Below are 21,524 nucleotides of genomic sequence, written 5' to 3' on the forward strand. Positions count from 1 at the left end.
ATTCTAAATACCTGTGGATGTATGAATGCGGCCTGCCACCCTTCGATAGTCGGTCGACGGCGCGAGTCGAGACCGCCACGGTGCATCAAGCTGCATGATGCGACGCTGTTGCGGTTGCGCACCCTTCGGCCATGTGGTCTGAAGCGCCAATCGGCCAGACGTGGGTTCATACCCGCGAACGGCGCGCGGTCCGCGAAATGCACTTGCGAATTCGTTCAAAGCCAGCAAGACGCGCGGCATCGCCGATTACAATCACGGGGAGCCAAGAGAGGCACATGCGGACGACGCAGGCGCAACACCGGTCATCATGGGGGCTTGCCGCGCTCGGCGCGTTCCTCGTCTCATCGTCGTCGGCGCTCGCCGCCGGCATCGGCCAGCCCGTGCCGTGGCAGATGGACCGTCAGGTCGCCGTCACTGAGAACGCGCGGGACATCCATTCGTTCGAGCACGGCATGCACTGGCTGTCGTTCGGCATCTCGCTGTTCGTGCTCGGCCTGATTCTCTACTGCGTCTTCCGATTCAGCGAGAAGGCGAACCCGACGCCGTCGAAGACCACCCACAACACCATGATCGAGGTGGCCTGGACCATCGTCCCGGTTCTGATCCTGGTGGCCGTCGCGATCCCATCGTTCCGCCTGCTGCGCACGCAGCTCTCGGACCCGAAGGCCGACGTGCTGGTGAAGGTTATCGGCCACGCCTGGTACTGGTCCTATGAGTACCCGGCCGTGGAGAACGGCGGCGGCTTTGCCTTCGACGCCAACCTCGACGAGGACAAACAGCCGAAGCTGCTCGGCACCGACAACGACATGGTCGTGCCGGTGAACAAGATCGTTAAGATCCAGGTCACCGCCGCCGACGTCATGCACTCCTGGGCGATGCCGTCCTTCGGCTTCAAGATCGACGCCGTGCCGGGCCGCCTGAACCAGTTCTGGTTCAAGGCCGAGCGCGAGGGCACCTACCACGGTCAGTGCTCCGAGCTCTGCGGCGCCCGTCACGCCTACATGCCGATCACCGTGCAGGTCGTGAGCGAGGAGGCCTACGCCAAGTGGCTCGCCGAGGGTAAGACCAAGTTCGCCCGCATCGACGACCCCGCGAAGTTCGCCGACGCCCGGTAAGGGCGCGGATTCCTGGGATCGGGCCCTTGAGCGGCGCCCGGTCCCGCCCACCGCGATGATTACGAGAAACCTGGACTAAGGTCTTAATCCATGGCGAACGCCGCTGCACATACGGGGCACCACGACGCCCACGACCACCACATGCCGTCCTTCTTCTCCCGCTGGTTCCTGTCGACGAACCACAAGGACATCGGCACCCTCTACCTGCTGTTCGCCTTCTGCGCGGGCATCATGGGCGCGTTCCTCTCCTTCGGCATCCGCATGGAGATGGAAGAGCCCGGCCTCCAGTACTTCGCCAATCCCGGCACCTACAACGTGTTCGTGACCGGACACGGCCTCATCATGGTGTTCTTCATGGTGATGCCGGCACTGATCGGCGGCTTCGGCAACTGGTTCGTGCCCCTCATGATCGGTGCGCCCGACATGGCGTTCCCGCGCATGAACAACGTCTCGTTCTGGCTCACGGTGGCGGGCTTCTTCAGCCTCGTCTGCTCGCTGTTCGTCGAGGGCGCTCCGGGCGCGTCCGGCGCCGGCACCGGCTGGACCGTGTATCCGCCGCTGTCCTCGTCCGGCCATCCCGGCCCGGCCGTCGATTTCGCGATCTTCGCGCTCCACCTCTCCGGAGCCGGCTCGATCCTCGGCGCCATCAACTTCATCACCACCATCCTGAACATGCGCGCGCCGGGCATGACCCTGCACAAGATGCCGCTGTTCGCCTGGTCGATGCTGGTGACCGCCTTCCTGCTGCTCCTGTCGCTCCCGGTGCTCGCCGGCGCGATCACCATGCTGCTGACCGACCGCAACTTCGGCACGACCTTCTTCGATCCGGCCGGCGGCGGTGACCCGGTGCTCTACCAGCACCTGTTCTGGTTCTTCGGTCACCCCGAAGTGTACATCATGATCCTGCCGGCCTTCGGCATCGTCAGCCACATCATCTCGACCTTTTCGCGCAAGCCCGTCTTCGGCTACCTCGCGATGGCCTACGCCATGGTCGCCATCGGCGTCGTCGGCTTCGTCGTGTGGGCCCACCACATGTACACCGTCGGCCTCAGCCTCCAGACCCAGTCCTACTTCGTCTTCGCCACGATGGTCATCGCGGTGCCCACCGGCGTGAAGATCTTCTCCTGGATCGCCACGATGTGGGGCGGCTCGATCCGCTTCACCGCCGCCATGCACTGGGCGGTCGGCTTCATCTTCCTGTTCACCGTCGGCGGCGTCACCGGCGTGGTGCTGGCGAACTCTGCGGTCGATAAGTACCTGCACGACACCTACTATGTGGTGGCGCACTTCCACTACGTGCTCTCGCTCGGTGCCGTGTTCATCATCTTCGCGGGCGTCTACTACTGGTTCCCCAAGATGACCGGCCACATCATCCCCGAGTGGGCTGGCAAGCTGCACTTCTGGCTGGCCTTCATCGGCGCGAACGTCCTGTTCTTCCCGATGCACTTCCTCGGTCTCGCCGGCATGCCGCGTCGCTACGCCGACTATCCGGAGGCCTTCGCCGGCTGGCACAAGGTCTCTACCTGGGGCGGACACATCTTCGCCCTCGGCATGGTGGTGTTCTTCATCGGCGTCGTCCTGGCCTTCCGCTCCAGCCGCCGCGCCGCGGACAATCCGTGGGGTGAGGGTGCGACCACCCTCGAGTGGACGCTGTCCTCTCCCCCGCCCTTCCACCAGTTCGAGACGCTCCCCCGGATCGTCGACGAGCCGGGCCACCACTGAGACGCCACGCAGCGTTTTGAGGATTGCGAGGACCGCGCGAGCGGTCCTCGCTCTTTCCCGGAAGCCCCGGCCCAGCTCATGCGAGCGGTTTCGAGGCTTCCCGCAAAGGGCGGCGCCCCGCGGCGCGATCCAAACCCCTCCGGACACGAGAACCGTATCAGGAATCCATGACGAGCCTGTCGAACAGCCTATCCGCTGGCGCCGAGCCGCAAATTCTGTCGCCGGTCGGCGGCGAGGTGTCGGACTTCTTCGCCCTGCTGAAGCCCCGCGTGATGGTGCTCGTCATCTTCACCGCCCTCGTCGGCATGCTGGTCTCGAACGTCCACATCCAGCCTGTGGTCGGCTCGATTTCCCTGCTGATGATCGCGGTGGGCGCCGGCGCCTCGGGTTGTCTCAACATGTGGTGGGACGCCGATATCGATGCGGTGATGACCCGCACCGCCAAGCGCCCGATTCCGGACGGCCGCATCCGCCCGGACGAGGCCCTGGCCTTCGGCGTCGTTTTGTCGGTCGGCTCGGTGCTGGTGCTCGGCCTCGCCTCGAACTGGCTCGCCGCCGGCCTGCTGGCCTTCACCATCGTGTTCTACGCGGTGGTCTATTCGATGTGGCTGAAGCGGGCCACGCCGCAGAACATCGTCATCGGCGGTGCGGCCGGCGCCCTCCCCCCGATGGTCGGTCAGGCCGCCGTCACGGGTAGCCTCGGCATCGAGTCGTTCGTCCTGTTCATGATCATCTTCATCTGGACGCCGCCGCATTTCTGGGCCTTGGCGCTCATCAAGTCGGCGGATTACGCGAAGGCCGGCATCCCCATGATGCCGAACGTCGCGGGGCCGCAATCGACCCGCCGCCAGATCATCGCCTACTCGGCGCTGCTCTTCCCCGTGGGCCTCGCCCCCGTCTTCCTCGGCTTCGGCGGCTGGCTCTACGCCGTGACGGCCTTCGTCGGCGGCCTCGCCATGCTGGCCTTCAGCGTCCATGTCTTCCGCAACCGCGAGGGCGAGCCCGAGCGCAAGGCCGCCATGGGCATGTTCGGGTTCTCGATCCTGCATCTGTTCCTGATGTTCTCGGCCCTGCTGGCCGAGCAGAGCCTCGGCCTGTTCCGCCCGGTGTTCGCGTGAGCGAGCGCCCGGTGGCGCCGCGTCCGCTGACGCCGGAAGAGGCCCAGCGCCGGCGCAAGCGTTCCATCGCCATCGCGGCCGTGCTGTTCGCGCTGGTGACCATTTTCTACGTGCTCACGATCGCCAAGCTCGGGCCGCAGGTCCTGAACCGGCCGATCTGACGCTCGCCCCAGCCGCGACGGAGCCCCATGACCGACCGCAGAGACGATCAGCCCGAGGGCACGCCGTTCGGGGTCCCGCAGGCCACCACGCCGCCTGCGCGGTCGAACCGGGCCGGCGTCACCGCCTTCGCCTGCGCGGGCCTCGCCTTCGGGATGATCGGCCTCGCCTTCGCGTCGGTGCCGCTCTACGACATGTTCTGCAAGGCGACGGGGTTCGACGGCACGCCGCGCACCGGCCTTGCGCCGACGCGTGCGGCCGTCGACGATACCATGCTGGTCCGCTTCGACACCAACGTCTCGGCGAACCTGCCCTGGCGGTTCCAAGCCGAATCGCCCAGGGTCGAGGCGCGGCTCGGCGAGACCAGGACGGTGTTCTTCCGCGTGAAGAACACCGGTACCACCCCCTCCACCGGCATCGCAACCTTCAACGTGCAGCCGGCTCTGATGGGCGGCTTCTTCGTGAAGGTCGAGTGCTTCTGCTTCAACGAGCAGACGCTGAAGCCCGGCGAGACCATGGACTTCCCGGTGGTGTTCTACATCGACCCGGACGTGCGAAAGGACTCGAACACCGCGCATCTCTCGGAGATGACCCTGTCGTACACCTACTTCGCCTCGAAGAACGGCCAGCCCACGGCCGCGCTTGCGACAACGGGTGGCACGGGGACGAAATCGAATTTTTGATCGCTCAAGCGTGACAACAGCGCGTGACCCTGGATAAGGGTTCGTCACAACAATCCGGGGCAACCCGGTCGAGATCGGCAATGCAATTGATCGCGGGTCGGAAACGGCCTGGAGGTCGGGGGTAGGAGAAAAGTTCAATGGCCGAGGCAGGCGCCAAAAATCACGACTTCCATATTCTGGCCCCGAGTCCGTGGCCGCTCATCGGCGCGTTCTCGGGCTTCCTGATGGCCTTCGGCGCCGTGTTCTGGATGAAGAGCCTGCAGATCGGCACCCTCACCCCCGGCCCCTACATCTTCGGCGCCGGGACCATCGGCGTGCTCTACACCATGTTCGCCTGGTGGAAGGACGTGGTCCACGAGGCCGAGACCGGCGATCACACCCGCGTGGTGCAGCTTCACCACCGCTACGGGATGATCATGTTCATCGCCTCCGAGGTGATGTTCTTCGTCGCCTGGTTCTGGGCCTATTTCGAGGCCGCCCTCTACACCGCCGACCCGATCCAGGCCTCGCGCGTGGACTTCACCGGCGGGACCTGGCCGCCGAAGGGCATCGAGGCCTTCGATCCCTGGCACCTGCCGCTTCTCAACACCCTGATCCTGCTCACCTCCGGCACCACGATCACCTGGGCCCACCACGCCCTTCTGAACGACGACCGGAAGGGCCTGAAGTACGGCCTGTGGCTGACGATCATCCTCGGCGTGCTGTTCTCCGCCTGCCAGGCCTACGAGTACGCTCACGCCCATTTCGGCTTCTCGGGCAGCATCTACTCGTCGACCTTCTTCATGGCGACGGGCTTCCATGGCTTCCACGTCATCATCGGCACGATCTTCCTCGCGATCTGCCTGTACCGCACCTATCTGGGCCAGTTCACCGTGCGTCAGCATCTCGGCTTCGAGTTCGCGGCTTGGTACTGGCACTTCGTGGACGTGGTTTGGCTGTTCCTGTTCGCCTCCATCTACGTCTGGGGCGCCGGCGTGGGCCACGGCGCGCACTGAGTGCGTCACCGACCGCATGACAGAGTTGAAGGGGGCGGCGCGAGCCGCCCTTTTTCGTGGGTGCCGCGTGAAGGTCGGTCCGCCGATCCCCATATCGTGTCCGTCGGCGCCACGCCGGCCGAGGAGTTTTTCATCTTGGACGTTTCGCGGCCGAAGCCCCCACCGATTTCCGCCGGCCTGCGCGGGCGCTGCCCGCGCTGCGGCGAGGGGCACATGTTCGACGGCTTCCTCACTTTTCGCCCATCCTGCGAGGTTTGCGGCCTCGATTACGAGAGCTTCAATTCCGGTGACGGTCCGGCCTTCTTCGTGATGTCCATCGTGGGCATCCTCGTGGTTGGCCTCGCCCTCTGGATGGAGATTACCTACGAACCGCCGATCTGGGTCCACGCCCTCGTGGCCGGATCGCTCTCGATCGGGTTGAGCCTTGCCCTGGTGCGTCCCCTCAAGGGGGTTCTGGCCGCCCTCCAATTCACCAACAAGGCCGAGCAGGGACGCTTTCGCTGATCATGGCTTCGACCCTTCGCTCCGGCAGCCATCTTCGTCCCGGTGCCTGGCGCAGCATCCTGGCGCCCGGCCTCGTCTCGCTGGTCTGTCTCGGCATCCTGCTCGGACTCGGGTTCTGGCAGCTGGAGCGCAAGGGTGAGAAGGAAGCCTTGATCGGCCGCATCCTGGCGCGCTCCAAAGTCGAGCCGCCGGCCCCGCTGCCGCCGGTCCAGAGCTGGGACCCGGCGCGGGATGAGTTCCGCCGGGTCCGAATCGCCGGGATCTTCCGGCACGAGGCGGAGACGCTGGTGCACGGCCTCGCGGCCGGCGAGGTTCCGGGCCGGGCACTCCAGGGCTACTACGTGCTGACCCCCTTCCGGCTGGAGGATGGCGGCACCGTGCTGGTCAATCGCGGCTTCGTGCCGACCGAGTTGAAGGCGCCGGCCGCGCGCGCGTCCGGGCAGGTCGAGGGGCCGACCACGGTCACGGGGATCCTGCGCGGCTCGGAGCCGCGCACGATGTTCGTCCCCGCGCCGGACCCCGTCCGCAACGAGTGGTTCAATCGCGACATCGGCGGAATCAGTGCTACCCGTGGCATCGCCGATCCGCGCCCCTACCTCGTCGAGGCCGACGGGACACCCAATCCCGGGGGATGGCCGAAGGGCGGCCAGCTTCGGGTCGACCTGCCGAACAACCATCTCCAGTACGCCTTCACCTGGTTCGGCATTGCCGGCTGCCTCATCGCGGTCTTCGGCGTTTTCGCCTGGCGACGCCTGCACGAGGCACCGGAGCCCGCGCCCGCGCGTTCGTGAGGCCGCCGGCCGGAAACTTGCATTGCGGCTTGGCGTGATCGGCGTAGGCTTCCCGGCTCGGTCACGTCACGGAGTCGGCACCATGCGGGCGGTTCTCCTGTTCCTCGCAATCCTCTTCGCCGCCCCGGCGATGGCGGCCGACACTGCGGCGCGCGACGCGGCCCGGGCCACGGTGGAGCGCCAGATCGAAGCGTTCCGGCGTGACGACGCGGCCACCGCCTACGCCCAGGCGGCCCCGGCCATCCAGAACATGTTCCCCTCCCCCGACACCTTCCTGGCGATGGTGCGGGAGGGCTATGCGGCCGTCTACCGCGCCCGGCGCTACAGCGTGGACCGCATCGAGGAGGCCGGCGACGACGGCCTCGCCCTCGGTGTCACCCTTCAGGACGAGGCCGGCACCGACTGGGCCGCTCTGTACAGCCTGGAGCGCCAGCCCGACGGCGCCTGGCGCATCAGCGGATGCCGCCTCGTGAAGGCGCCGGGGAGCAGTGCCTGACCGGAGCCGCACCTTTCGACACGCCCGCCGACATCGTGTAGACGGAGCGCCTTCCCGGAGGCCCCCTTGCTTCACGTTTCGACCCGCGGCGCCGCGGCGCCCCTCAGCTTTTCCGATGCCCTGCTCGCCGGCCTTGCCCGCGACGGCGGCCTCTACGTGCCCGAGACCTGGCCGCAGATCGCGAAACCCGCCATCGCGAACCTCGCGGGCCTGCGCTATGCCGACGCCGCCAAGACCGTGCTGCGCCCCCTCATCGACGGGGAGATCGCCGATGCGGACCTCGATCGGATGATCGAGGAGGCTTACGCCACGTTCCGGCACCCGGCGGTCTGCCCGCTCACCCAGCTCGACGACAACCTGTTCCTGCTCGAGCTCTTCCACGGTCCGACGCTCGCGTTCAAGGACGTGGCGATGCAGCTCCTCGGGCGCCTGATGGACCACGTCCTGCGGGCGCGCGGCGCCCGGGCCACCATCGTGGGCGCCACCTCGGGCGACACCGGGAGCGCGGCGGTCGAGGCCTTCCGGGGCCTCGATCAGGTCGACATCTTCATCCTGTTCCCGGAAGGCCGGGTCTCCGAGGTGCAGCGCCGGCAGATGACCTCGGTGGGGGCGCACAACGTCCACGCCATCGCCATCGACGGCAATTTCGACGATTGCCAGAACATCGTCAAAGCGCTGTTCCAGCACGCGGACTTCGCCGACGACGTGCGCCTCTCCGGCGTCAATTCCATCAACTGGGCCCGCGTCGCCGCCCAGGCGGTCTACTACTTCACCGCGGCCGTGGCGCTCGGCGCCCCGCATCGCCCGGTCTCCTTCGCGGTGCCGACCGGCAATTTCGGCGACATCCTGGCCGGCTGGGTCGCCAAGCGCATGGGGCTGCCGATCGAGCGCCTGATGATCGGCACCAACGCCAACGACATCCTGGCCCGCACCCTGGAGCACGGGGCCTACGAGGTGCGCGGCGTGCAGCCCACCACCTCACCATCCATGGACATCCAGATCTCCTCGAACTTCGAGCGCCTGCTGTTCGAGGCCCTCGGCCGCGACGCCACCAGCCTCGGCCGCCTGATGGCGGGCCTGAAGCAGTCGGGGGGCTTCCACCTCGACGCCGCCGTGCTCGACACCGTGCGCTCCGAGTTCGACGCCACCGCGGTCTCCGAGCCCGAGGTCGTTGCGGAGATCGCCCGCACCCACGCCGAGACCGGGCACGTCATCGATCCCCACAGCGCCATCGGCGTGCATGCGGCCCGCAAGCTGCTCGCCAAGGACCCGCACACGCCCGTGGTGGCGCTCGCCACCGCGCACGCGGCCAAGTTCCCGGACGCGGTGGCGAAGGCGATCGGCGGGCGGCGTCCGGAACTGCCGCCGCACCTCGCCGACCTGATGGACCGGCCCGAGACCTTCTCGCGGGTCGCCAACGACCAGGCGGCCGTCGAGACCTTCATCCGCGAGCGCGCCCGCATCACCAGGGGAGCGTGAGCGCCCATGAACCAGCATTTCGCGACTCACGGGGCCTCCCCCGACCTGAAGATCACCAAGCTCGACAACGGGGTCACCGTGGTCAGTGAGGCCATGCCGGGCGTGGCGACGGCGACCCTCGGAGTCTGGGTCGGAGCGGGCTCGCGCCACGAGCGCGCGGACGAAGGCGGCCTCAGCCACCTCATCGAGCACATGGCCTTCAAGGGCACGAAGACACGCTCGGCGCGCCGCATCGCGGAGGACATCGAGAATGTCGGCGGCGACATCAACGCCGCCACCAGCGCCGAGGGCACGAGCTACACGGCGCGGGTGCTGGGCGAGGACGCGGGAATCGCCCTGGACGTGATCGGCGACATCCTCACGGATTCGGTCTTCGATGCCGGTGAGCTCGCCCGCGAGAAGAGCGTGATCCTGCAGGAGCACGCGGCCATCGAGGATACGCCCGACGACGTCGTCTATGAGGCCTTCACCGAGGCGGCCTTCCCGAACCAGCCCATGGGCCGGCCAATCATCGGAACGCCGCAGACCATCAACAGCTTCGACCGCGACGCCATCCAGGCCTATATCGCGCGGGAATACACCCCGGATCGCATCGTGCTGGCTGCCGCCGGCGCCATCGAGCACGAGCGCATCGTCGCCTCCGCGACCCGGCACTTCGGCGGCCTCGCGCCCGTGCAGGCGCCCGAGACGGTCCCGGGCCTCTATGGTGGCGGCGAGAAGCGCCTGCCCAAGAAGCTCGAACAGGCGAACGTCGTGCTCGGCCTGCCGGGCCTCTCGTTCCGCGACGAGAATTACTACGCCCTGCACATCTTCGCGCAGGTTCTCGGGGGCGGCCTGACCTCTCGCCTCTGGCACGAGGTGCGCGAGACCCGCGGTCTCGCCTACGAGATCCAGTCCTTCCACTGGTCGTTCCACGATTGCGGCCTGTTCGGTATCGGCGCCGGCACGTCCGGTGGGGATCTCGCAGAACTGATGGATGTGACCCTGGAGGCGACGATCCGGGCGGCGGCGGACGCCGACACGGTGGAGGTCGCCCGCGCCAAGGCGCAGCTGAAGGTGGCGCTGCTCTCCGCCCTGGAGACGCCGGGTGGACGCATCGAGCGCAACGCCCGCCAGATCCTGGCCTGGGGCCGCGTCATCCCGGCGAGCGAAGTCATCGCCAAGGTCGATGCCGTCACGGTGGACCACGTCCGCGCCGCCGGTAAGCGCCTGCTTTCCGGCGCGCCCACCCTGGCGGCGATCGGGCCGATCAAGAAGTTGCCGGGCCTCGACCGGATCGCCGCGACCCTCCGCGCCGCCTGATATCGCCTCCGCGCGACCGCCGCGAAGCCCGTATCGGTCGAGCCCGCGCGGCGTCCGAGCGAAGCCACGATCCGCGATCCCGCCGGGATCCCCGGAGGGGATCCGCCGGATCCGGTAAGGCCCGGTACCGCCCGGCTTGTTTTGGCCGCAAAGGCGGGCGATCGAGGCGCCTCCGCGCCACGGTTAGGAAACGGTGAATGCCCGTCCGCGCGGCGTCCGCCCGCCTTGCTCGCGGAGGAACCCGCCGATACGACTGAGCCGCCGGCTCAGACGTATCTTCTCGACCCCTTCTCTCCGACGACGCCCCGCCCGGCCGGAACACTCGCCCGTTGCGCAGAATCGCCCCCGTCATCGCCGTCGTCCTGTCGGCCCTCGTCGCCACGCTGCTTGGCATCCTGGCCGGAAGCATGCCGGCCCGGGCCGTCGAGGCCGTGCGAGTCACGCTCGATGCTCCGGCGATCGACCTGACCCCGATGATCGAGCGGTATCGCTCGGACGGCGATCTCATCCAGATCTCGACCGCCCCGGGCAAGGACGGCATCGTCCGCCGCATCGTGGTCAAGGCCCGCGATGCTGGGGCCCGGCCCGACTGGATGGTTTTCGCGCTCACCAACGATACCGACGAGCAGGTCGACCGCGTCCTCGTCGCCCCGCATTTCCGCCTCGTCGGCTCGGGCGTGATCTGGCCCGACCTCGGCGGCTCGCGGATCGCCGCCATCACGGCGAGCCAGGGCATCCGTCCCGAGCGCGATGAGAACCCGGATTCCGACCAGTTCGTCATCACCCTCGATCCGGGTGCCACCGTCACCTACGTGGCCGAGCTGCGCGGCCCGAACATTCCGCAGGTCTATCTCTGGGACCAGGAAGCCTATCGCAAGAAGTCGACCGGGCTGACGCTCTACAAAGGCATCATCATCGGCATCGCGGGCCTGCTGGCGCTGTTCCTGACGATCATCTTCGTGGTCAAGGGCGCGATCATCTTCCCGGCAGCCGCCTCCCTCGCCTGGGCGGTCCTGGCCTATGCGTGCATCGACTTCGGCTTCCTGCAGCGCATCTTCCCGATCACCGAAGTGGCCGAACGGGTCTACCGTGCCTCCACAGAGGCGGTTCTGGGAGCGACGCTCCTCGTCTTCCTGTTCGCCTATCTCAATCTCAGCCGCTGGCACGTCCGCTACAGCCACGTGGCCATCATCTGGCTCCTGTTCCTCGCCTGCCTCGTCGGACTCGCGGTATTCGATCCGCCGGTGGCGGCGGGCGTGGCGCGCATCTCCGTGGCGGCGGTGGCGGGGGTCGGCCTCCTGCTGATCGTCTACCTCGCGGCCCATAACGGTTACGACCGCGCCATCCTGCTGGTCCCGACCTGGTGCCTGCTCCTGGTCTGGGTTGTGGCGGCGGGCTTCGCCATTACCGGCCAGATCGGCAGCGACCTCGTCCAGCCGGCGCTGATCGGCGGCCTCGTGCTCATCGTCATGCTGATCGGTTTCACGGTGATGCAGCATGCCTTCGCGGGCGGTGGCCTCACCCACGCCCTCGTGTCGGACACCGAGCGGCGGGCACTCGCTCTGACGGGGGCCGGAGACGTGGTGTTCGACTGGGACGTGCCCGGCGACCGGGTCTTCGCGGGCCAGGAGATCGAGAGCCAGCTCGGCCTCAAGCGCGGCACCCTTGAAGGGCCAGCGGCGAACTGGCTCGCCCTCCTCCATCCCTTCGACGTCGAGCGATACTCGGCCGCACTCGATACCGTGATCGAGGAGCGGCGCGGTCGCATCGTCCACGATTTCCGCCTTCGCTCCACGGTGGGACCGTATTTCTGGTATCGCCTGAAGGCGCGCCCGGTCATCGGCTCGGACGGCGAGGTGATCCGCGTCGTCGGCACGATCAGCGATGTCACGGAGGTGAAGACCGCCGAGGAGCGCCTGCTGCACGACGCGGTCCACGACAGTCTGACCGGCCTGCCGAACCGCGAGCTCTTCTACGACCGCCTCGATGCCGCCCTGGCCTTCGCCAGCCAGGATCCGCGCCTGAAGCCCACGACGATCGTCCTCGACATCGACCGCTTCAAGGGGATCAACGAGGTCATCGGCCTCTCGGCGGGCGATTCCATCCTGCTGACCCTGTCGCGGCGCCTCGGCCGGCTCCTGCGGCCGCAGGACACCCTGGCCCGGGTGGCGGGCGACGAGTTCGCCCTGATCCTTCTCTCGGAGCGCGAGCCCGACCGGATCCTCGCTTTCGCAGAGATGATCCGCAAGGCGATCGCCACGCCGATCACCTACGCGGACCGCGAGATCTTCCTCACCGTCTCCATCGGCATCACCCTGCACGAGGGCGGCACGGCCTTGAAGCGGGACGAGGTCTTCAAGAACGCCGAGATGGCCATGATCCAGGCCAAGCGCGGCGGCGGCGATCGCATCGAGGTTTTCCGCGTCACCATGCGCAACGAGCGCGGCGACCGGCTGATGCTGGAGGCGGACCTGCGCCGGTCTATCGAGCGCAACGAGATGAAGGTCCTGTTCCAGCCCATCGTCCGCCTGGAGGACCGCACCGTGGCGGGCTTCGAGACGCTGCTGCGCTGGGACCATCCGAAACTCGGCCGCATCACCCCGTCGACCTTCCTGCCCATCGCGGAGGAGAGCGGATTTATCGTCAACCTGGGCATCTTCGCCTTGGAGCGCACCGCCCTGGAACTCGCCGCCTGGCAGCGCTCCCTCGACGTCGATCCGCCGATCTTCGCCTCCGTCAACGTGTCCTCGCGCCAGCTCCTGCGGCACGACCTGCTGCACGACGTGAAGACGATCCTGGCGCGCTCCGGCGTGATCCCGGGTTCGCTCAAGCTCGAGATGAGCGAGAGCCTCGTGATGGAGAACCCGGAATACGCCGCGCAGATGCTCCACCGCATCCGTGATCTCGGCGCCGGACTCTCCCTCGACAATTTCGGCACCGGCTACTCGGCCCTGTCCTATCTGCAGCGCTTCCCCTTCGACGCGATCAAGATCGACCGCTCCTTCGTGCGCCAGATCGGGACGGGCCAAACCGCGATCCTGCGGTCCATCGTGAAGATGGCCCAGGAACTCGGACTGTCGATCATCGCCGAGGGCGCAGAATCCGAGGGCGATACCCAGGCTCTCTTCGAGCTCGGCTGCGATTATGCGCAAGGATTTGCTTTCGGCGAACCGATGTCGATGCTGCAGGCTCGGCAACTTCTCGGGGCAGCCCCCGAGGCAGCTTGAGGCGAAACGCCGAACCGATCCACCGGAGTCCTGACGATCGGTTTAAACTTCCCTTAACCATGATCCTGCATCGTTCAACCTCAGAACGGGTGCGAGCGGCGGGCGTGAGCGCCGGCCGGCAGGAGATGGTGTGATGGCGCAGGCCGCGTTGCGGATCGCAGACGACGAGATCGACACCAGCATCGTCCGGCGCCTGATGGCGCGGCCGCTCCACGTCGTTCCCGCCCCGGTTCCGGTGAGTGAGGAACCGGCGCCCGTGCAGGCCCGCCCCGATCAGACGAATGCCGAGGTGTCCCGCCTTCGCGCGGAAATCCAGGTGATGAAGGCGGTCCTCGGCGCCGAGCGCCGCGAGACGGAACGCCTGCGGGACTGCCTGACCCGGATGGAAGTCCCCGAGACGCTGACGCCCGAGGCGCGGATCGTCCGCGACCGCTGGGCGGCCTTGGTCGACATGATCCTCGACGGCCCGCGCTGACGCGCCGAAATCGCGTCGCGGCCTACTCATCCTTTCCCGCCTCCCCACCATTCGAAGGACGACCATGAGCGCCCGCTGCTCGCTCGTCGTCAACGGCAAGTCCGTGCGCATCTCCACCGGCGATACCCCGCTGGAGGCCGCCCTCGCCGATGGGATGATCACCCCCGCCACCGGATTGAACGGACAGGGGTCTGCGCCGGCCCCGCGCCGCGCCCAGAGCCGTTCGCATCGCAGCGAGTCGGTGAAGCTCGCTCTGCCGCGCCCGGCCAGCATCGAAGCGCCCCGCCCCCATCCCCTCCCCGCCCGGAACGCCGCAACCCAGAAGCGGACCGGGACCGTGACGGAGATCAGTCCGCTCGGACCGCATACAGTCGAGGTGGTGGTGACGCTGACCCGCCGCTTGGTGCTGGAACCCGGTCATCAGGTCGTGGCGACCTTCGAGGGGTTCGAGCCTGTGACCCTCAGCCCGACCCTGCGGGTCGACGGCTCGGCCGAACTCAACGAACTCGTCTTCCACCTGCGCCTGAGCTCCGATGGACGTGGGCTCGGGCATGCCCTCGGCGAGGCGATCGATCTCGATCATCCCGTCAAAGTGAAGGGTCCGGTCGGCCGCGGCTTCTACCGGCCGGGGGGCGGACGTCTCGTTCTGCTCGCGGCCGAGACCGGCTTCGCGCCGATCTGGTCGATCGCCCGGGCCGCCCGCTACATCGATCCGGCCCGCGAGGTCACCCTGATGGTCGGCGCGCGCGATCCCCTCGACCTCTACATGCGCCCCGCCCTTGACTGGCTGCGCGCCACCGGCGTGACACGCATCGTCATGGTCTCCGACCGTACCCGTCAGCGCCCCCCCGAGGTCCGCCCGGGTCCGCTGACGGCGCATCTGCCCTCGCTGCGCAGCACCGACGTGGTCCATGTGGCGGGCGACGCCTCGACGGTCGGCGCCGTGGAGGTCCTGGCCGCCGCGTCCGGCGCCCGCTGCTATCCGGTGCTGATCGAGCCCGGGATCTGAACGATCCACCCGTGCGAACGATTTGCGGCGCGTCCCCGGTAGGGACGCGCCGCAAATTGTTTGCCGTCCCGGTGAGGCCCGGCCCCTCGGGGCCGGGCGCTCCTGACGTCAGCCGACGCGGACCCGCCAGATCTCCTCGGCGTATTCGCGCATCGAGCGGTCCGACGAGAACCACGCCATCCGCGCCGTGTTGAGGATCGCCGCGCGCCACCATGCCGTCGGGTCGTTCCAGGCGGCATCGACCGCGCGCTGGGCGCGCCAGTAATCGTCGAAATCGACGGTGAGCAGGTAGCGGTCGTTGTGGCGCAGGTCGTCGACGATAGGCCGGAAGCGCCCGGGCTCCTCCGGCGAGAACCGGCCAGATTCGATGAGATCGAGGGCGGCCTTCAGGCGCGGCGAGGCGGCAATGGCGGCCTCGGCGTAGTTGGGCTCCGCCATCCGGGCCTGCACCCCGGCGGCATCCAGGCCGAAGATGAAGATGTTCTCCGGGCCGACATGGTCGCGGATCTCGATATTCGCGCCGTCCAGGGTGCCGATGGTCAGCGCGCCGTTAAGGGCGAGCTTCATATTGCCGGTACCCGACGCCTCCATGCCGGCCGTGGAAATCTGCTCCGAGAGGTCGGCGGCCGGGATGATCGCCTCGGCCAGACTGACCGAATAGTTCGGCAGGAAGGCCACGGTCAGGCGCCCGGCGACGTCCGGATCGGCATTGACCACCTTGGCGACGTCGCAAGCGAGCTTGATGATGAGCTTGGCCTGCACGTAGCTCGGCGCCGCCTTGCCGCCAAAGATCTTGACGCGGGGCGTCCAGTCCCGCTTCGGGTCCGCCTTGATCGCCTGATAAAGCGCCACCGTCTCGATGACATTGAGAAGCTGGCGCTTGTACTCGTGGATGCGCTTGATTTGCACGTCGAACAGGGCGGAGGGGTCGATCGCGATGCCGGTCCGCTCGGTCACGACGTTGGCCAGCGCCGCCTTGCGGGAGCGCCGCATGGCGGCGTAGCGCGACTGGAAGTTCGGGTCCGAGGCCACATCGGCGAGGCCGGTGAGGAGCTCCGGCGTATCCAGCACCTCGGGTCCCACCGCCTCGATGGCGAGCGCGGTGAGTTCCGGATTCGCGTTGTGAAGCCAGCGCCGGAAGGTGATGCCGTTGGTCTTGTTGACGATCTTGTCGGTGTCGAGGGCGTGCAGGTCCTTGAACACCGTCGAGCGCATGAGATCGGTGTGCAGGGCCGAGACGCCATTGACGCGCCGCGCGCCCAGGAAGGCGAGATGCCCCATGCGCACCCGCTTGCCGTGGCTCTCGTCGATCAGGGAGACGGAGGCGAGCTGGGCGGCATTGCCCCGCCCGTGCTTGCCCTGCTCCTCCAGGTGCATCCAGTTGATCAGGTAGATGATCTGCATGTGGCGGGGGAGCACCCGCTCCATCAGCTCCACCGGCCAGGTCTCCAGCGCCTCGGGCAGGAGCGTGTGGTTGGTGTAGCCGAGGGTGTTGGTGGTGATGTGCCAGGCATCCTCCCAGTTCAGGCCGTGATCCTCCAGCAGGAGGCGCATCAGCTCCGGGACCGCGATGGCCGGATGGGTGTCGTTGAGCTGAATCGCGGCGTGGTCGGCCAGGGAGCGCAGGTCGCCGCGCTCGGCCATGTGGCGCCGCACGAGGTCCTGAAGCGAGGCGGAGGTGAAGAAGTATTCCTGCCGCAGGCGCAGCTCCTGGCCCTCGGCCGACGAGTCGCTCGGGTAGAGCACCCGCGAGATCGCCTCGGCCCGGGCCCGGCCCGCGAGGGCCCCGACATGGTCGCCGCCGTTGAAGCGCGCCAGATCGACGGGGGCCTCGGCCTCCGCCTTCCACAGGCGCAGGGTGTTGACGTGGCGCCCGCGCCAGCCGACCACCGGCACGTCGTGCGCGACGGCCCGTACCGTCTCGGCCGGATGCCAGTGGCGGCGGATGACGCCCTCGGACACGGACGACATGGTGACGTGCCCGCCGAAGCCGACGCTGTAGGTGGCCTCGGGCCGGACGAACTCCCAGGGATTCCCCTCGGCGAGCCAGGTCTCCGGCGCTTCTTTCTGCCAGCCGTCTTCCAGCGATTGCCGGAACAGGCCGTGATCGTATCGGATGCCGTAGCCGATGGCCGGGATCGACAGGCTCGCCATGCTTTCCATGAAGCAGGCGGCGAGGCGGCCGAGGCCGCCGTTCCCGAGGGCGGCGTCCGGCTCGGCGGCCTCCACGTCACCAAGGTCGACGCCGAGTTCGCGCAGGGCCGCGCGCGTCGTCTCGACGAGCCCGAGGTTGTTCATGGCGTCGGAAAGGAGCCGTCCGATCAAAAACTCGAGGGACAGGTAGTAGACCCGCTTGTTGGGTATGGAGCGCTCGCTGTCCATGCAGGCGTCCACGATCCGGTCGCGCAAGGCCAGCGCGGTCGCGGCGAACCAATCGCGCTCGCGGGCATTAGCGGGGGTTCGTCCGATCGCGTAGGCGAGCTTGGCGACGATCGCCTCGCGCAGTTCGGCGACGGCATTGCCCGAAATCGTCCGTTCCGGGCTCACCCGGCCCTGGCGGACCTGCGCGGGCGCGGCGCTCGCGTCACGCTGCGCCGTCATGTCCGGACCCGTCGCTGCGGAAGCCTCATCGCGCCCATCCCGTCTGATCAGTTTTTCGTTCAACACGTCTCAAGTCCCCCCTTCTCAACCGCGGAACCTGGATACGCGAACCGGACCGTCGACCCGCCGGGTCCGTCCAGTGCAGCATTCCTGTTCTTCGTTCGGTCCAGCCATCTTGGTCGCGCTATTCAATCACTCTCAGGAGATCGGATTCGTTAAGACTCTCTATCAAGCAATGCATCGTTCGACCCGGTCAGCACACCCGCCGCGGTGTCGCCGCGAACCCGCCCACCGGCCAATCCAGACAATGAGCATTGCGCGCGGTTGCTTGCCCGAGCATGCCCTCCACGGCAACGCTGCACTGCACAATCATGCGTGCCGCGTCACACTGACGGTCCGTGTGGACCAAAGTGCACGGGAATGAGACCGCATGACGTTGGAATATTGTCTGAACGCAGACGGTCATCGGCGGGTCGCGGAGCGCGCGTTCTCCCGCTAGGGTCCGCCCCGGCCGAGCGGAGCGGGCCGTGGAGGGCATTGTATGGCGGATACGGTCTGGTGGAAGCGCGGCACCGTCTATCAGGTCTATCCCCGCTCGTTCCAGGACAGCGACGGCGACGGCATCGGCGACTTGGCGGGGATCACGCGGCGCCTGGACTATCTCGCCTGGCTCGGCGTCGACGCGGTCTGGATCTCGCCGTTCTATCCGTCGCCGATGGCGGATTTCGGCTACGACGTCGCCGATTATTGCGGCGTCGACCCGCTCTTCGGCACGCTGGCGGATTTCGACGCCCTCGTGGCGGAAGCCCATTTCCGCCGGCTCAAGGTCATCCTGGATTTCGTCCCGAATCACACCTCGATCGCGCACCCCTGGTTCGCGGAGAGTCGCTCTTCGCGCACCAGCCCGAAGCGGGACTGGTACATCTGGCGCGATCCCGCCCCCGACGGTGGTCCGCCCAACAATTGGATCAGCAATTTCGGCGGCCCGGCCTGGACCCGCGACGCGGAGAGCGGCCAGTACTACTACCACGCCTTCCTGCGGGAGCAGCCGGACCTGAACTGGCGCAACCCCGAGGTCCGCGCGGCGATGCACGACGCCCTGCGCTTCTGGCTCGACCGGGGCGTGGACGGATTTCGCGTCGACGTGATCTGGCACCTGATCAAGGACGAGGGCTTTCGCGACAACCCGGAGAATCCGGCCTTCGCGTCCGGACAGCCGGAGATCAACCGCTTCGCCCAGGTCTATTCGGCCGACCGTCCTGAGGTGTTCGATATCATCGCGGAGTTGCGGGCCGTGCTGGCACCTTACCCCGAGCGCGTGCTGATCGGGGAGATCTACCTGCCGGTTGAGCGGCTGGTCGCCTATTACGGTCCCGATCGTAACGGCGTCGATCTCCCCTTCAACTTCCAGCTCATCCAGACCCCCTGGAACGCCCGCTCGGTGGGCGACCTCGTCGATGCCTACGAGGAGGCGCTGCCGCCGGGGGGCTGGCCGAACTGGGTGCTGGGCAACCACGACCAGCCGCGCATCGCGGCCCGTGTCGGCGCTCGGCAGGCAGCCGTGGCGGCGATCCTGCTGCTGACCCTGCGTGGCACGCCGACCCTCTATTACGGCGACGAGATCGGGCTTGCCCAAGTACCCATCCCGCCCGAGCGGGTCCAGGACCCCTGGGAGCGCAACGAACCCGGCCATGGCCGCGACCCGGAGCGGACGCCCATGCAGTGGGACGAGACCGTCCATGCCGGCTTCAGCACCGCCGAGCCCTGGCTGCCGGTCAGCGCGGACGCGGCGACCCGAAACGTCGAGGCCTTATGCGACGACGCGACCTCGCTTCTCACGCTCTATCGTCGCCTGTTGCGTCTCCGGCGCGACTACGCGGCCCTGTCGATCGGTGCCTATCGCGTCTGGCCGGGTTGCCCGGAAGCGGTCCTGGCCTACGAACGGCACGATGCCGACGCGACGCTCCGCGTCGTGCTGAATTTCAGCGCAGTGCAACAAGACATCCGGATGGGCGGGCAGGAAGGCTGGTCGTGGTCTGTACTTCTCTCGACACATCCGGAGCGACAGGGGGCGCAAATCGGCGAATCGTTCGTCCTCTTGTCCGATGAGGGCGTGATTCTGCTCCGGCTGCCCACCTGATCCGCGAAAAATCGGCAACACGCCAAAATCTTCGTGAGCGTGGCTTGGATTGTGCGTCGCAAAGGAACCGCGATTGAACTAAGGCGTTCACGATGTCGACGTCGATGCTGGGCCAACGTTTCCCGTCCCTGCCCCTCGCGCGACGTGGGGACGATTTCATGAGCCTGGCGGATCAGACCGATCACCTCGACGCGCCGCACACCTTTCGATCCCGTCACACTCTTCAGCCCCGCGTTCTTTTCGCAACCCCCGAGATGGCGGACTTCGTCAAGACCGGTGGTCTCGGCGAGGTAGCCGCCTCCCTCCCCCGGGCCCTGCGCAGGCACTACGACGTTCGCATCCTGATCCCGGGTTACCGGCAAGTGGTCGAGCAGTTCGACCACATCCCGGTCGTCGCACAATTCGCCGGCAAGGCCGGTGTACCCCCGTGCGACTTGGGGCTCGTCGAACTCAGCGACGGCCTTCAGGTCTACGTGATCCTGAACGCGGAGCTGTATCAGCGCGACGGGACCCCCTACGGCAACGCCCAGGGTGATTTCGGCGACAACGACATCCGCTTCGCCCGCCTCAGCCTCGCCGCAGCGGAGATCGCCTGTGGCATCGATCCGGCCTGGAGCGCCGACCTGCTGCATCTCAACGACTGGCAGGCGGCTCTGGCGCCGGCCTACCTTGCTTGGAGCGGCCTGCGGGTGCCGAGCATCCTCACGGTTCACAACCTCGCCTATCAGGGGGTGTTTCCGCGCGAATCCCTCGGCCATCTTGGCGTGCCGGAGGATGCTTTCCAGATGGACGGCGTCGAGTTCTACGGCCAGATGTCGTTCCTGAAGGCGGGTCTGTACTACGCCTCGCACGTCACGACGGTCAGCGAAACCTACGCGCGCGAGATCACGACGCCGGAAGCCGGCTGCGGCCTCGACGGTTTGCTGCGCACCCGGGCGGCCCAAGGGCGCCTCGCCGGTATTCTCAACGGCATCGACGAGAGCTGGGACCCCAGCACGGACGCGCACCTCGCCGCGCGCTTCGAGATCGACGATTGGAAGGGCAAGCGTGCCAATGCCGAGACGGTGCGGCGCCAGTTCGGCCTCGCGGTCTCGCGCGGCCCGCTCTTCGCCATCGTCTCTCGCCTCGTCCACCAAAAGGGCATCGATCTGAGCATCGGTGCCGCCGAAACGATCGTGGCCGAGGGGGGGCAACTCGTGGTGATCGGCCGGGGCGAGGGTCGCTTCGAGGGGGCCCTGCGCGACCTCGCACGGCGCAACCCCGCCTCCATCGGCGTCCATGTGGGCTTCGAGGAGAAGGATGCCCGACGGATGTTCGCGGGCAGCGACTTCCTGCTGATGCCCTCGCGCTTCGAGCCCTGCGGCCTCGCGCAAATGTATGCCCAGCGCTTCGGCTCCCTGCCGATCGTCCACCGGACCGGCGGTCTCGCGGACACGGTGGAGGATGGCGTCACCGGTTTCACGTTCGGCGAGGCTTCGCCCCGCGGCTTTTCCCAAGCGATCCGCCGGGCCTTCGAGACCTTCGGCCAGAAGAAGCGCCTGAACGCCATGCGGCGCCACGCGATGTCGCGGAACTTCGGCTGGAACGAAGCGGCCCTGAACTACTCCGCTCTCTACGCCCGCGCCTTCGGCAACATGCCCGGCCTCCGGATGCGTGCCGCCTGAACCCAGGCGACGACATTTGTGCGCAAACGAAAGACGCCGGCGCG

General features: G+C 67.6%; 17 protein-coding genes. 16 read left to right on the forward strand and 1 reads right to left on the reverse strand.

All coding sequences use genetic code 11. From position 1 onward, the window contains the following. The first annotated feature begins 275 nt into the window (after positions 1–275). The 14 genes from coxB (at position 276) to MFF30_RS19345 (ending at position 15,075) form a co-directional block, all read left to right on the forward strand. Positions 276–1,115: a cytochrome c oxidase subunit II gene (gene coxB / locus MFF30_RS19280; RefSeq protein WP_238281145.1), complete on the forward strand. Its 840-nt coding sequence runs from the start codon at positions 276–278 to the stop codon at positions 1,113–1,115. Positions 1,116–1,205: 90 nt separating this feature from the next. Beyond that, positions 1,206–2,837: a cytochrome c oxidase subunit I gene (ctaD, locus tag MFF30_RS19285; RefSeq protein ID WP_238281156.1), complete on the forward strand. Its 1,632-nt coding sequence runs from the start codon at positions 1,206–1,208 to the stop codon at positions 2,835–2,837. A 167-nt stretch (positions 2,838–3,004) separates the two neighbouring features. Next, a complete protein-coding gene (locus MFF30_RS19290; protein ID WP_238281169.1) occupies positions 3,005–3,955 on the forward strand; it encodes a heme o synthase in 951 nt (316 codons plus the stop codon). Continuing rightward, positions 3,952–4,116, forward strand: a complete 165-nt coding sequence (locus tag MFF30_RS19295; RefSeq protein ID WP_238281171.1) for a cytochrome c oxidase system small membrane protein — start codon at positions 3,952–3,954, stop codon at positions 4,114–4,116. Before MFF30_RS19290 ends, MFF30_RS19295 begins: the two co-directional genes overlap by 4 nt. 27 nt (positions 4,117–4,143) lie before the next feature. Further along, positions 4,144–4,797, forward strand: coding sequence for a cytochrome c oxidase assembly protein (locus tag MFF30_RS19300; RefSeq protein ID WP_238281184.1), 654 nt, complete (start codon positions 4,144–4,146; stop codon positions 4,795–4,797). Positions 4,798–4,934: 137 nt separating this feature from the next. Beyond that, complete coding sequence (locus MFF30_RS19305) at positions 4,935–5,792, forward strand: cytochrome c oxidase subunit 3 (protein ID WP_238281207.1); 858 nt, start codon at positions 4,935–4,937, stop codon at positions 5,790–5,792. Positions 5,793–5,927: 135 nt separating this feature from the next. Next, complete coding sequence (locus tag MFF30_RS19310) at positions 5,928–6,296, forward strand: DUF983 domain-containing protein (protein WP_238281209.1); 369 nt, start codon at positions 5,928–5,930, stop codon at positions 6,294–6,296. Between the two features lie 2 nt (positions 6,297–6,298). Further along, positions 6,299–7,087: an SURF1 family protein gene (locus MFF30_RS19315; RefSeq protein WP_238281211.1), complete on the forward strand. Its 789-nt coding sequence runs from the start codon at positions 6,299–6,301 to the stop codon at positions 7,085–7,087. Positions 7,088–7,169: 82 nt separating this feature from the next. Beyond that, a complete protein-coding gene (locus MFF30_RS19320; protein WP_238281213.1) occupies positions 7,170–7,583 on the forward strand; it encodes a DUF4864 domain-containing protein in 414 nt (137 codons plus the stop codon). A 66-nt stretch (positions 7,584–7,649) separates the two neighbouring features. Further along, positions 7,650–9,062, forward strand: coding sequence for a threonine synthase (thrC, locus tag MFF30_RS19325; protein ID WP_238281214.1), 1,413 nt, complete (start codon positions 7,650–7,652; stop codon positions 9,060–9,062). Between the two features lie 6 nt (positions 9,063–9,068). Further along, positions 9,069–10,364, forward strand: coding sequence for a M16 family metallopeptidase (locus MFF30_RS19330; RefSeq protein WP_238281216.1), 1,296 nt, complete (start codon positions 9,069–9,071; stop codon positions 10,362–10,364). 407 nt (positions 10,365–10,771) lie between these two features. Then, positions 10,772–13,591 (forward strand): EAL domain-containing protein, encoded by a 2,820-nt coding sequence (locus tag MFF30_RS19335; RefSeq protein WP_238281234.1) that lies wholly within the window; start codon positions 10,772–10,774, stop codon positions 13,589–13,591. A 133-nt stretch (positions 13,592–13,724) separates the two neighbouring features. After that, positions 13,725–14,066 carry a hypothetical protein gene (locus MFF30_RS19340; RefSeq protein WP_238281218.1) on the forward strand — a complete coding sequence of 114 codons (342 nt, stop codon included), beginning with the start codon at positions 13,725–13,727 and terminating at the stop codon, positions 14,064–14,066. A 64-nt stretch (positions 14,067–14,130) separates the two neighbouring features. Beyond that, positions 14,131–15,075, forward strand: coding sequence for a ferredoxin reductase domain-containing protein (locus MFF30_RS19345; protein WP_238281220.1), 945 nt, complete (start codon positions 14,131–14,133; stop codon positions 15,073–15,075). Between the two features lie 108 nt (positions 15,076–15,183). On the opposite strand, the gene MFF30_RS19350 is transcribed toward MFF30_RS19345, so the two are convergent. Further along, positions 15,184–17,742: a glycogen/starch/alpha-glucan phosphorylase gene (locus MFF30_RS19350; protein WP_238281222.1), complete on the reverse strand. Its 2,559-nt coding sequence runs from the start codon at positions 17,740–17,742 to the stop codon at positions 15,184–15,186. A gap of 475 nt (positions 17,743–18,217) precedes the next feature. Between MFF30_RS19350 and MFF30_RS19355 the strand changes: the two genes are divergently transcribed. Beyond that, entirely contained in the window at positions 18,218–19,816 is a 1,599-nt protein-coding gene (locus MFF30_RS19355) for an alpha-amylase family glycosyl hydrolase (protein ID WP_238281225.1), read from the forward strand. 158 nt (positions 19,817–19,974) lie between these two features. Next, positions 19,975–21,480, forward strand: coding sequence for a glycogen synthase GlgA (gene glgA / locus MFF30_RS19360; RefSeq protein ID WP_238281227.1), 1,506 nt, complete (start codon positions 19,975–19,977; stop codon positions 21,478–21,480). Positions 21,481–21,524: the final 44 nt, after the last annotated feature.

This window comes from Methylobacterium goesingense (assembly GCF_022179225.1).
Classification (GTDB): Bacteria; Pseudomonadota; Alphaproteobacteria; order Rhizobiales; family Beijerinckiaceae; genus Methylobacterium; species Methylobacterium goesingense.

Excerpts from the sequence above, each read along its gene's own strand:
- MFF30_RS19330 (WP_238281216.1), top strand. The coding sequence starts at position 9,069 with ATGAACCAGCATTTCGCGACTCACGGGGCCTCCCCCGACCTGAAGATC.
- MFF30_RS19320 (WP_238281213.1), top strand. The coding sequence starts at position 7,170 with ATGCGGGCGGTTCTCCTGTTCCTCGCAATCCTCTTCGCCGCCCCGGCG.
- MFF30_RS19335 (WP_238281234.1), top strand. The coding sequence starts at position 10,772 with ATGCCGGCCCGGGCCGTCGAGGCCGTGCGAGTCACGCTCGATGCTCCG.
- MFF30_RS19345 (WP_238281220.1), top strand. The coding sequence starts at position 14,131 with ATGAGCGCCCGCTGCTCGCTCGTCGTCAACGGCAAGTCCGTGCGCATC.
- MFF30_RS19305 (WP_238281207.1), top strand. The coding sequence starts at position 4,935 with ATGGCCGAGGCAGGCGCCAAAAATCACGACTTCCATATTCTGGCCCCG.
- MFF30_RS19340 (WP_238281218.1), top strand. The coding sequence starts at position 13,725 with ATGGCGCAGGCCGCGTTGCGGATCGCAGACGACGAGATCGACACCAGC.
- MFF30_RS19315 (WP_238281211.1), top strand. The coding sequence starts at position 6,299 with ATGGCTTCGACCCTTCGCTCCGGCAGCCATCTTCGTCCCGGTGCCTGG.
- glgA (WP_238281227.1), top strand. The coding sequence starts at position 19,975 with ATGAGCCTGGCGGATCAGACCGATCACCTCGACGCGCCGCACACCTTT.
- coxB (WP_238281145.1), top strand. The coding sequence starts at position 276 with ATGCGGACGACGCAGGCGCAACACCGGTCATCATGGGGGCTTGCCGCG.
- ctaD (WP_238281156.1), top strand. The coding sequence starts at position 1,206 with ATGGCGAACGCCGCTGCACATACGGGGCACCACGACGCCCACGACCAC.
- MFF30_RS19355 (WP_238281225.1), top strand. The coding sequence starts at position 18,218 with ATGGCGGATACGGTCTGGTGGAAGCGCGGCACCGTCTATCAGGTCTAT.
- MFF30_RS19290 (WP_238281169.1), top strand. The coding sequence starts at position 3,005 with ATGACGAGCCTGTCGAACAGCCTATCCGCTGGCGCCGAGCCGCAAATT.
- MFF30_RS19300 (WP_238281184.1), top strand. The coding sequence starts at position 4,144 with ATGACCGACCGCAGAGACGATCAGCCCGAGGGCACGCCGTTCGGGGTC.